General features: G+C 44.8%; 10 protein-coding genes. 6 read left to right on the forward strand and 4 right to left on the reverse strand.

What is annotated here, in order from left to right; genetic code table 11:
* Window positions 1–12: 12 nt before the first annotated feature.
* Genes dapF through lptM form a run of 3 tightly spaced genes read right to left on the reverse strand, consistent with a single transcriptional unit; the run spans window position 13 to window position 2,286 of the window.
* Window positions 13–843 (reverse strand): diaminopimelate epimerase, encoded by an 831-nt coding sequence (dapF, locus tag RH86_RS00220; RefSeq protein ID WP_009384179.1) that lies wholly within the window; start codon window positions 841–843, stop codon window positions 13–15.
* Between the two features lie 10 nt (window positions 844–853).
* Window positions 854–2,107: a diaminopimelate decarboxylase gene (gene lysA / locus RH86_RS00225; protein WP_009384180.1), complete on the reverse strand. Its 1,254-nt coding sequence runs from the start codon at window positions 2,105–2,107 to the stop codon at window positions 854–856.
* Between the two features lie 56 nt (window positions 2,108–2,163).
* Window positions 2,164–2,286 carry an LPS translocon maturation chaperone LptM gene (lptM, locus tag RH86_RS20820; protein WP_005600024.1) on the reverse strand — a complete coding sequence of 41 codons (123 nt, stop codon included), beginning with the start codon at window positions 2,284–2,286 and terminating at the stop codon, window positions 2,164–2,166.
* 75 nt (window positions 2,287–2,361) lie between these two features.
* On the opposite strand from lptM, the gene cyaY reads away from it, so the two are divergent.
* Window positions 2,362–2,676: an iron donor protein CyaY gene (gene cyaY / locus RH86_RS00235; protein WP_009384181.1), complete on the forward strand. Its 315-nt coding sequence runs from the start codon at window positions 2,362–2,364 to the stop codon at window positions 2,674–2,676.
* A gap of 85 nt (window positions 2,677–2,761) precedes the next feature.
* On the opposite strand, the gene RH86_RS00240 is transcribed toward cyaY, so the two are convergent.
* Window positions 2,762–5,290 carry a class I adenylate cyclase gene (locus RH86_RS00240; RefSeq protein ID WP_009384182.1) on the reverse strand — a complete coding sequence of 843 codons (2,529 nt, stop codon included), beginning with the start codon at window positions 5,288–5,290 and terminating at the stop codon, window positions 2,762–2,764.
* Window positions 5,291–5,638: 348 nt separating this feature from the next.
* On the opposite strand from RH86_RS00240, the gene hemC reads away from it, so the two are divergent.
* The 5 genes from hemC to RH86_RS00265 all read left to right on the forward strand — a co-directional run bounded on the left by hemC (window position 5,639) and on the right by RH86_RS00265 (window position 10,203).
* Window positions 5,639–6,577: a hydroxymethylbilane synthase gene (hemC, locus tag RH86_RS00245; RefSeq protein WP_009384183.1), complete on the forward strand. Its 939-nt coding sequence runs from the start codon at window positions 5,639–5,641 to the stop codon at window positions 6,575–6,577.
* Window positions 6,578–6,582: 5 nt separating this feature from the next.
* The gene (locus RH86_RS00250) at window positions 6,583–7,317 is read left to right on the forward strand and encodes a uroporphyrinogen-III synthase (protein WP_009384184.1); all 735 of its coding nucleotides are present in this window, start codon (window positions 6,583–6,585) and stop codon (window positions 7,315–7,317) included.
* A gap of 10 nt (window positions 7,318–7,327) precedes the next feature.
* Complete coding sequence (locus RH86_RS00255) at window positions 7,328–8,575, forward strand: uroporphyrinogen-III C-methyltransferase (RefSeq protein WP_009384185.1); 1,248 nt, start codon at window positions 7,328–7,330, stop codon at window positions 8,573–8,575.
* Window positions 8,575–9,753: a heme biosynthesis protein HemY gene (locus RH86_RS00260; protein ID WP_009384186.1), complete on the forward strand. Its 1,179-nt coding sequence runs from the start codon at window positions 8,575–8,577 to the stop codon at window positions 9,751–9,753. The genes RH86_RS00255 and RH86_RS00260 overlap by 1 nt, the downstream gene beginning before the upstream one ends.
* 120 nt (window positions 9,754–9,873) lie before the next feature.
* Window positions 9,874–10,203 carry a c-type cytochrome gene (locus RH86_RS00265; protein ID WP_009384187.1) on the forward strand — a complete coding sequence of 110 codons (330 nt, stop codon included), beginning with the start codon at window positions 9,874–9,876 and terminating at the stop codon, window positions 10,201–10,203.
* Window positions 10,204–10,479 lie beyond the last annotated feature (276 nt).

The raw sequence follows: 10,479 nt of genomic DNA on the forward strand, positions 1-10,479 counted from the left end.
AACGATCCTTAATTAACAGTTAATCTGACCATCATAAACATGGCTCGCAGGCCCTGTCATATACAGCGGACTGCCGACTCCTTTCCAGCGAATACTCAAAGATCCACCAGGTAGGGAAACCCTAACGGTCTCATCCAATAAACCCTGCAAAATACCCACAGCAACCGCACCACAGGCACCACTACCACAGGCTTGTGTTTCACCTGCACCGCGTTCGTAAACACGCAGTCTCACTTCGTTGCGATTCACCACTTGCATAAAGCCAGCATTGACGCGCTCAGGGAAACGTTCGTGCGATTCGAGTAATGGCCCTAACGTTTCTACATCCGCGGTATCGACATCATCGACCACTGTCACTACGTGTGGGTTACCCATGCTGACTGCACCACAGAAAAGGGTTTTTTCTTCAGTGCGCAGAATATAGGTTTTTTCCATTTGTTTGGCTTTAAATGGAATTTTACTTGGCTCAAATTCAGGCTCACCCATATTCACGGTGATCTGATCGTCCTCTTCACAATAGAGAACCATTTTGCCTTTTTTAGTGCTCACGCTGATGCTGTATTTATTGGTCAGGCCTTTCATACGCACAAAACGAGCAAAGCAGCGTGCACCATTACCACATTGCTCAACTTCGCTGCCATCCGCATTGAAAATGCGGTAATGAAAATCGGTTTCTGGATCATATGGCGCTTCAACCACCAGTAGCTGGTCGAAACCGACACCAGTATGACGATCCGCCAAGCGGCGGATCAAATCAGGTGAGAAAAAGATGTTTTGAGTAATGCAATCCACAACCATGAAATCATTACCCAAACCATGCATTTTAGAAAAATGGAAATGCATACAGTCTCTATTACTCCGGTAAAACGCTCTCTAGCGCCCATAGGCTAGTGAGTTCTTCGCGTTGACGGACTAGGTGGGCTCGATTGCCATCAACCATCACCTCTGCCGCACGAGTACGCGTATTGTAGTTAGACGACATCACAAAGCCATAAGCACCAGCAGAACGTACCGCCAGTAAATCATTTGGCTCTAACGCCAATGAACGGTCTTTGCCCAAGAAATCACTGGTTTCACAAATAGCCCCGACCACATCGTAATCTTTTGCTTCACCATCTCGCGGTTTCACTGGCACGATATCTTGCCACGCTTGGTATAGCGCTGGGCGCATCAAGTCGTTCATCGCCGCGTCAATAATGGCAAAGTTTTTGTGTTCAGTGTGCTTTAGGAATTCAACCTTAGTCAGTAAAACACCGGCGTTGGCACAGATGGCGCGACCCGGTTCGAAGATCAATTCGAGATCTTGATGATTATCTAGGCGACCAAGTAAGGCTTTGGCATAGTCAGATGGCTGAGGAGGCAACTCATCACGATAAACAACACCAAGACCACCACCCACATCAAGATGGCGAATATTGATGCCTTTCGATTTCAACTCATCAATCAGAGCCAATAGACGATCGGTAGCATCAATGAAAGGTTCAAGATCCGTCAACTGTGAACCGATATGGCAATCTATGCCTTTGACATCAAGGTGAGGTAATTGAACGGCAAGTTCATACACCACTGGAGCACGATCAAAAGCGATACCAAATTTGTTTTCACGTAAACCAGTAGAAATGTATGGATGGGTCTGAGCATCGACATCTGGATTGATGCGTAATGAGACCGGCGCTTTCACCCCTAATTCTGCCGCGACTTTATTTAAGCGCTCCAGTTCAGGTTCAGATTCAACATTAAAACATTTAATGCCGAGTTCTAACGCACGTTTCATTTCCGCTTCTGTTTTACCTAAGCCAGAAAACACAACTTTACTTGGCTCACCACCTGCCGCGATAACACGCTCAAGCTCACCGCCTGAGACAATATCAAAGCCAGAACCTAAACGAGCCAGCGTATTCAATACGCCAATGTTTGAGTTGGCTTTCACTGCGAAACAAACTAAATGCGGGTGTTCACCAACGGCTTTATCAAACGCATGCCAATGGCGTTCCAGCGTTGCACGTGAATAGACATAAAGTGGTGTTCCAAATTGCTCTGCTAAATCAGATAAAGGAACCTCTTCGGCCCAAAGTTGGCCATCATCCTGATAATTGAAGTAATCCAAAATTGCTTTCCCTTTTAAGATTTTCTTTGTCGACTGACCGACATCACTTGCTGATATTAATTTTCTTGAGACTGCTCATTCTGCGGAGCATCGTCAGGCATGTAGAGCGGACCTGTTTGACCGCAACCTGCCAAACCCAACATTGATAGTAAAAACAGAGCTAAGATTGATTTTTTCATGGGGCTAATCGTGATTATTATTCCAATGCCCCCTATAATCGCACCACACTCAAGAAAAGCAATAGGATAGACAAGATGAACGAGACAGAATTTCATCAACTTGCGGACAAACAAATGCAAATCATCGAAGAAATGATTGATGATTCTGGCGCGGATATCGATTTTGAAACTTCAGGCAATGTGATGACGCTAGAATTTGAAAATCGCAGTCAAATCATCATCAACCGCCAAGAACCAATGAAAGAAATTTGGTTAGCTTCGCGCTCTGGCGGCTTCCACTTTGCTTATGTTGATCAACAATGGATTTGCTCTAAGACGGGCGTTGAACTGATTGCCATGGTTAAGCAAGAGTGTGAAAAACACGCCGACGAAGAGATTGAATGGGTGTAGCCTCCTCCGCCAAGTGCGATAAAGACCATACAAACAATAAGAGCACCTTTATGGTGCTCTTATTCGATCTCAATACTCTGTGCGATTAGGCATTAATCGCTCGATTCGGCTTGGTGTAGGTCGCGCCATCATTTCGATAAGGCACAATGTAGGGCTCTTCATCGACGTTATGCACAATCTGATAATACTGCGGTAAGTTAAAGTTAATCAGCTTCGATGCCACTTGGCTATCATCACGCGCGGAAGTATAGAAACTATTCACGCTGGCGATCATCTCATCTTTCTCGCCATTGAACTGGTGATAGACTTCCACTCGGTTGGATTCATCCAACACATAAATATTGAAGCCTTGCTCATTGTCTTCAAAGAAGAACTGCACCAAACCTTCGCTGGCATAGTTATCTACAATTTCTGGCAACTGGTAATCTTGATCTTTATCCAACATCAACAGCGGTGAGCCTTTGAGCTTATTGGAAGAAATACTGCGGTAAAAATCAACCGAGTTTTCCAGCATCTGCACTGATACACCGCGACGCTCAAAGAACAAACCATACATCTGCTGAGCAATACGCAACGCTTTAAAACGGCGACGCTTTTCTTGCTCTACCGGTTTTAAACGCAAATCAATACATTCAGCCAATAGCTGATAGACCATATTGCGCATTACGCCGCGTAGATTTTTGCTGTAACAGAACACGTCCACAGATTCAGGTGGCAACGCGTCTTGATGCATTTTACCTAATACGGTTTTCAACGCATCGAGCATTGCCGTTTCACCTTGGAAATGCAAAGTCCTTACTTCATGCCAAGAGTTACGATAAACCAAATCGACGCTGCCCACTAAGCACTTCTGCTCGGGACCATAGCTAAATATATCCGTACTTTTCAAATCAACTTTCAGAGCCTTTCCGCTCAGTTCCGCGGTCGGATCGTTTTCAAAGTTGATGAACATGGCCAATTGGCTGATTTCGCATGGACTCGCCAGCGCCTGCATTGTCGGGCGACGTTTACGCAACGAGAAGGTATTACGCAAATCGCTGACCATTTGATAAAACTTATCAATATCCAGATACGCATCGCGAATCACCGAATTCAACCGCGTCGATTCGGTGATCAAACCATTAAAAAATGCCCAAGCCACTAACTTACTTAAGTATTCGTTGTGCTCAAGATGAGGCTGACCAAGAATACGCATCGGTTGCAATGGTTGCTTGTAGAGGTACCAACCTGACTGATTAGTACGCCCTTGCGGCACTTCAATAAAGGTCAGATCCGGCTCGTGTAGATCCGGTGAAATTTGTGGGTTAAGTAAAGTGACCTTACCTGGCAAGACTTCAAAGGCCGCATAAAGCTTACGCGCCAAAATGCTGATGTCCTGCGGGCTAATAGCCGAAGTAATATCATTGCGGCGCGCAAATTGAATCAGGTTGCGGTAGCTCAGCATCAAAGCATCAAGCAATGCATGGTGCACCACTTTCACTTGCTCAACTTTCCAATGTCGTCGGTCATCAAGCTCAACGATAGTTGCCTGTGACCAATGCCATTGCTTCACCATCTCGTTCATTGCTTCACGACGCCATGCGACAGAACCAACACCCGGTTCACGCGACAGTTTTTCATGCGTTTTGAGATAGAAACAGCGACGGACAAGATCAAGACGCGTGGTATCACCAATACGCTCTAAATAACGAGTTACCTTCTCAAGCATCAGATAATACGTATCCATGCCATAAAGATCGGGTTCATCAGCAAAGAAGCGACGCTTGGTATCTAAACTTAAAAGCTGAGTATTTGGGTACTCCCACGAATACGCTTCTAACAGGATGGCTTTCAGTACCGACTTATAAGGTGAGTCGATACTTTTGTACAGCTGCCACAAATTCGAGCCGAAATATTCTTCCGCTGGGATTCGGTTCAACTGACCAAAATCAATCCAAGTAGAACAATCTATCGTGCCGGCATGACACAAACGCTCTACGTATTCGTCGTAGCACTCTTCCATTTCTGGCGGCACTATCTGCCATAACAATCGTTGTCCAGCCAAACGGACTGCACTGCGATAAAATTCATCCAACAACAGCATGTGTTGTGATGAACCACAGTTATCACCGGTCATTTCTTCAGAACGATTCGACTTAAAGCGATCTTCATCCATGATGAAAAAGTTCGCTTCCACCCCTTGGCTTTGTGCCCAATCAGTAATCAACAAGCATTTATTGTTGAGGCTTTCGCGCTCATCATGGCTCATTAATGGTGATACACAGACCCAAATATCCAAATCACTCGAGGTACTTTGCCCGATTGATGAGGTACTGCCCATGGTATAAAGCGCAAGGATAGAGGGAGTCTCTCGAGAGACCAGTGATTGGCCAATGGTTAGCTCAGTATCTTCAACAAATTGACGTTGAATTGAATTCAGATCGAGATGATGAATCCCATAAGGAACTTGAGCGTCATAAAAGCCAGGGAAAACAGGATGGTTGTAGTGTAGGAGGACAGGAATCAGATGGAAGACTCGCTGAGCTTGCAAATCCATAAGCGCCAGCGCGCGATCGATTCGCTGCTGGTTTAAGTTATCTAATCTTTGGATCAACTTCTCAGTGTAAGCCTGCAAGGGTTATTCCTTGAATGATTTCCTATTCGATGCTTCGGTTAATAATTCGCCTAAAGCACCAACAAAACGTGATCAATCTATCATTTTTATTTGAATTGGTAAAGAATTGTACGATCGATTCTACATTGTTTTGCTGCTCAACTTCCGTCGTTCACTCAGCCCTTAGTGTGGTGTGTAACTCTATTTTTTTATAATAGCCTAGTCGATAAACGGGATTACTATCACACTATTTTGGCAATAATGTGCTACTTGATCGGGAATTGCACTCCCCCTGCAATCGCCAGTAAATTTTTCACCCGCACAATGGTAGGATAAGCGTATTCAAGCTTTTAATTATCGTAGGCGATTATGACACATTCATCTCCAATCCGAATTGCAACACGCAAAAGCCCACTCGCTTTGTGGCAAGCTTATTTTGTTAGAGACGCTCTACAAGCTGCTCATCCAGGCCTGGAAGTAGAACTGGTCACCATGGTAACCAAAGGCGACATTATCCTTGATACACCACTGGCCAAAGTGGGCGGTAAAGGCCTATTTGTAAAAGAGCTGGAAGTGGCTATGTTAGAAGGTCGCGCCGATCTCGCCGTTCACTCAATGAAAGATGTGCCGGTTGATTTTCCTGACGGCCTTGGTCTTGTGACCATTTGTGAACGTGAAGACCCACGTGATGCCTTTGTATCGAATACCTACAATAATATTGATGAACTGCCACAAGGCTCTGTTGTTGGCACATGCAGTCTACGTCGCCAATGCCAAATCAAAGAACGCCGCCCAGACATTATTATCAAAGATCTGCGTGGTAACGTTGGCACTCGTTTAGGCAAACTTGATGCGGGTGAATATGACGCGATTGTTCTCGCAGCAGCTGGCCTTAAACGCTTGAAACTGGAAGAGCGTATCCGTAGCTTTATGGAAGCAGAAGAGTCTCTGCCTGCAGTAGGACAAGGCGCTGTCGGCATTGAATGTCGCTTAGACGATGAACGCCTTATCAAGCTACTAGAACCACTTAATCACAAAGACACCGCAGACCGCGTCCTTTGTGAACGCGCAATGAACCTCACTCTTGAAGGTGGTTGCCAAGTGCCTATCGGCAGTTATTCATTACTCGACGGTGACCAAATTTGGCTACGTGCATTGGTGGGTGAACCTGATGGTTCTCAAATCATTCGTGGCGAAATTCAAGGCCCACGTGAACAAGCTGAAGAGTTAGGTATTACGCTAGCAAACCAATTGTTAGATCAAGGTGCCCGCGACATTTTAACTAGGCTTTACGCTGAACACGAGTAATCACCATGACAGTGTTGGTCACTCGACCTGGTGAACAAGGGAAAGCGCTTTGCCATCAGCTTAAGCTGCGTGGATTGAAAGCGCTTCATCACCCACTGATTACCATCCAAGCTGGAGAGCAACTCTCCAGCTTACCTCTGCAACTTAAGCATGCAGACATTGTTATCGCTGTCAGCCAACATGCGGTGCAATACGCGAACAAAGCGATAGATAGTTATCAGCATCATTGGCCTCAATCCATCACTTACCTTGCCGTTGGTCAAAAAACCGCACACTATTTAGGCAAAGCCACACAACAAAACGTAAACTATCCATTAGTAAGTGATAGCGAGCATTTACTTAGCATGCCGCAACTTGGCAGTATTGCAGGGCAACGTATTTTGATATTACGTGGCAATGGTGGCCGTGAACTCATATTTGACACACTTATACAACGCCAAGCTCACGTAGAATATTGCGAAGTATATAAACGAGAAAATCTCGCTTTCCGCTCAGAATTAACGGTACCACTCTGGCAAGATAGTCATGTCGATCAAGTAGTGATCACCAGCTCTGGGCAACTTAACTTTTTTATCCAGCAGATCGCACCTCAGTTCCAAAGCTGGTTACAACAATTAACGCTGTTCGTTCCTAGTGAACGGATCGCAAATGAAGCGCGACGCTTTGGCTTCCATTCCGTCGTCAATACAGGAAGTGCTTCAAACCAAGATTTATTGGCAACTCTCTGGCCAAACAGATAGGACGAGTATCATGACAAGTAAAAAGAACAATAACGATCAAGTTAAATCAGAGAAAGAAAGTACGGTAACGACTGATACCCAGTCAACAGAGCAACTCGCGTCATCAACGAAGAGTGAAGTGAAAGGTTCAGCCGATAAGGGCGAGGCAGCTAATCACTCCACAAGTAAGACTGCCACCACACCTTCCGATACTCAAACCAGTGAAAAAGCCGTCACGTTTGAAGAGAAACAAGGCAAACGAGGCGTAAAGTTAGGTGTGGTTGCCATCGTACTCTCAATCTTGTTTGGCGGTGGGTTGACCTATCACTTGCAACAAAAAGATGCCCAATACCAAGCTCAAATCAACGCACTGCGTAGCCAATTAGAGCAAACCCAATCATCAATACAAAGTGAACTTGCCGCCACAGAAAAAGCAACATTAGCCAAAGCGACAGAAGTCACTCATCATGCTGAAACCATTCTAGCTCAGCAACAAAAAAGCATTGAGAGCCTACAACTGGCAATTGCGGACGTAAAAGGCCGCAGGCCGAATGATTGGTTGCTTGCCGAAGCCGATTACCTAGTCAAACTGGCCGGTCGAAAACTATTTCTCGAACATGACGCTGAGAGCGCCACTCAATTGATGGAAAGCGCGGATCAGCGTATTGCCGCATTAAATGACCCAAGCCTAGTCCCACTGCGTAAATTGATGGCGAAAGACATTACGACTTTAAAATCGATTCCTATTATCGATCGTGATGGTCTGGTGTTACGGTTAACGGCACTTCAGCAACAAGTCGATGACCTACCACTGGCCAATGCTATCTTACCGGATGCGCAGCCTGAGCAGCCCCAAGAAGTTTCACAGGACATTACCGATTGGCAGGAGAATCTAAAAACTTCACTCAAAGATTTTTCCGAGAATTTTATTACGTTCCGCTCTCGCGATGGCAACATCATCCCTTTGCTCTCTCCACAGCAGCACTTCTATTTAAAAGAAAATATGAAAGCGAAGCTAGAGACCGCAATCAAAGCTGTCTATATCGAACAACAAGACATCTACATTGCAGCGCTGGATACGGCAGAGCAATGGTCGCACTCCTTCTTCGACCCGGACAGCAATGCCGTCAAAGAGTTTGATAAGGCATTGACTCTGTTAAGTGAACAAAATGTCCAAGTCGACTATCCAGTCAAACTGGAAACCCAACAAACTTTATCTGACGTAATTCGTGATAGATTGCGTCGAGAGGTCACCACATTAGGAACGGAGGATAAATAATGTTTCGACTCATATTTCTCTTTATCGTTCTTGGTGCAGGTCTCTTTGTTGGCAGCCAGTATTCTGGCCAGCAGGGTTACGTACTTATCTCAGTAGCGAACAAAACGCTGGAAATGAGCGTAACAACGTTAGTCATTTTCGTCATTGCAACTCTAGCCGCACTATTTGGCTTAGAGTACCTATTGAAGAAAATGTTTTACGCCAGCTCTGCCACTTGGAACTATTTCAGCGTGCGTAAAATGCGCCGGTCTCGCCGCCTAACAAACGAAGGTATCATCAGCTTACTTGAAGGTGACTTCAAAACAGCGGAGAAAAAAGTCACCCGTTGGGCAAATCACCATGATATGCCTTTACTGTGTTACTTAGTTGCTTCTGAAGCTGCTCAGGGGATGGCCGATAATGAAAAACGCGATCACTATTTACAGCTAGCATTAGAGCAAAAAGACTCGCGCTTAGCCGTAGAACTCACACGTTCAAAACAACAAATACGTGAAGGTTTATTTGAACAGGCTTTTGCAACTCTGTCAGATCTTAAAGGGGATTACCCTAACAATGCTATCTTACTTAGTTTGCTCAAAACGGTTTATCTTGAACTCAAGCTATGGGAACCATTGCTGGAGCTACAGCCAAAACTACTTAAAGCTAAGCTTATTACCAAAGATGACCAACAGCAGTTCACTCTACGAGCAGAGTGTGGCTTATTGGCTGAAATAGCAGGACAAAAAGGCAGTGAAGGTCTAATCCAACACTGGAATGGCTTGTCACGTAAGTTAAAGAGTGACTTACACCTTGTTGAGTGCTTCGCGAAGCAACTCATTTTGCGCAAAGCAGATGCTCATGCCTTTACCGTCGTAAAAGAGACCCTTAAAAAGCATCCAAGCAGTGACCTTTATAAGTTGCTGCCACAAATGAATCTTGCTGATAACCACCCTGCTATTGTCTTCCTTGAAGACGTATTGCGTAAAGATGGTAACAACGCTGAAGCTCACAGCGCTCTAGCACAGTTCCTATTACGTAATCAGCATTGGGCTGATGCCCAGCAGCACTTAGAGAAAGCGCTTGCGCTGCGTTCAAATGTCTCTGACTACGCCTATTTAGCCGATACACTGGAAAAGCAAAACTTTAATAAAGCGGCACATGAGGTATCTAAAAAAGCACTCACTCTCGCAAGCCACTAAATCGTTCAAAATATAAATAGAAACCGGCCTTTGGGCCGGTTTTTTTACATCTTCAATCGACAAATATTTCATTGCCACACCGTTATCCTGCTTACTTAAAACTAGTTAACAGGATATCGAATGAAGTCGTTGTTAGTTCTCTCTTTAACCGCCCTCTCTATTTGCCTATCTAACTCTGTAAAAGCAGAGCAGCTTCGAGGCCAACAGTTGTATAAATCACTTTGCACTTCGTGCCATGGCCCTAAAGGACATGGAGACGGCATCGTCGGTAAAGCATTACCCGAGCAGCCCGGTAATATATATCAGGGTTTAAACTCTTGGTTTGAAAGTGAAGCAGAGCTAATAAATACCGTTTTAAATGGCAATGAAGGAATGCCGGCATGGGGAAGTGTACTTTCAGAGCAAGAGGTAAAATTGATCTTCACCTATATTGAGCAAGTCAATGAATAGTATTACGAGAAGTGAGAAGTGAGAAGTGAGAAGTGAGAAGTGAGAAGTGAGAAGTGAGAAGTGAGAAGTGAGAAGTGAGAAGTGAGAAGTGAGAAGTGAGAAGTGAGAAGTGAGAAGTGAGAAGTGAGAAGTGAGAATATTGTAGCCGCCAAGATCTCCAATAAAAGGGATAACTCGCTGAATGTTCGTTATTTTTGCTTACTACAAACGTGAAAAAGCCTAACCAACTAAACTACCACGATGTTCATTTCCTACAGACGTAAAAAAGCCCTGCTA

Source organism: Vibrio sp. N418, from assembly GCF_000222565.1.
Taxonomy (GTDB): Bacteria; Pseudomonadota; Gammaproteobacteria; order Enterobacterales; family Vibrionaceae; genus Vibrio; species Vibrio scophthalmi.

Excerpts from the sequence above, each read along its gene's own strand:
- RH86_RS00260 (WP_009384186.1), top strand. The coding sequence starts at position 8,575 with ATGTTTCGACTCATATTTCTCTTTATCGTTCTTGGTGCAGGTCTCTTT.
- lptM (WP_005600024.1), bottom strand. The coding sequence starts at position 2,286 with ATGAAAAAATCAATCTTAGCTCTGTTTTTACTATCAATGTTGGGTTTG.
- RH86_RS00265 (WP_009384187.1), top strand. The coding sequence starts at position 9,874 with ATGAAGTCGTTGTTAGTTCTCTCTTTAACCGCCCTCTCTATTTGCCTA.
- RH86_RS00250 (WP_009384184.1), top strand. The coding sequence starts at position 6,583 with ATGACAGTGTTGGTCACTCGACCTGGTGAACAAGGGAAAGCGCTTTGC.
- RH86_RS00255 (WP_009384185.1), top strand. The coding sequence starts at position 7,328 with ATGACAAGTAAAAAGAACAATAACGATCAAGTTAAATCAGAGAAAGAA.
- cyaY (WP_009384181.1), top strand. The coding sequence starts at position 2,362 with ATGAACGAGACAGAATTTCATCAACTTGCGGACAAACAAATGCAAATC.
- dapF (WP_009384179.1), bottom strand. The coding sequence starts at position 843 with ATGCATTTCCATTTTTCTAAAATGCATGGTTTGGGTAATGATTTCATG.
- hemC (WP_009384183.1), top strand. The coding sequence starts at position 5,639 with ATGACACATTCATCTCCAATCCGAATTGCAACACGCAAAAGCCCACTC.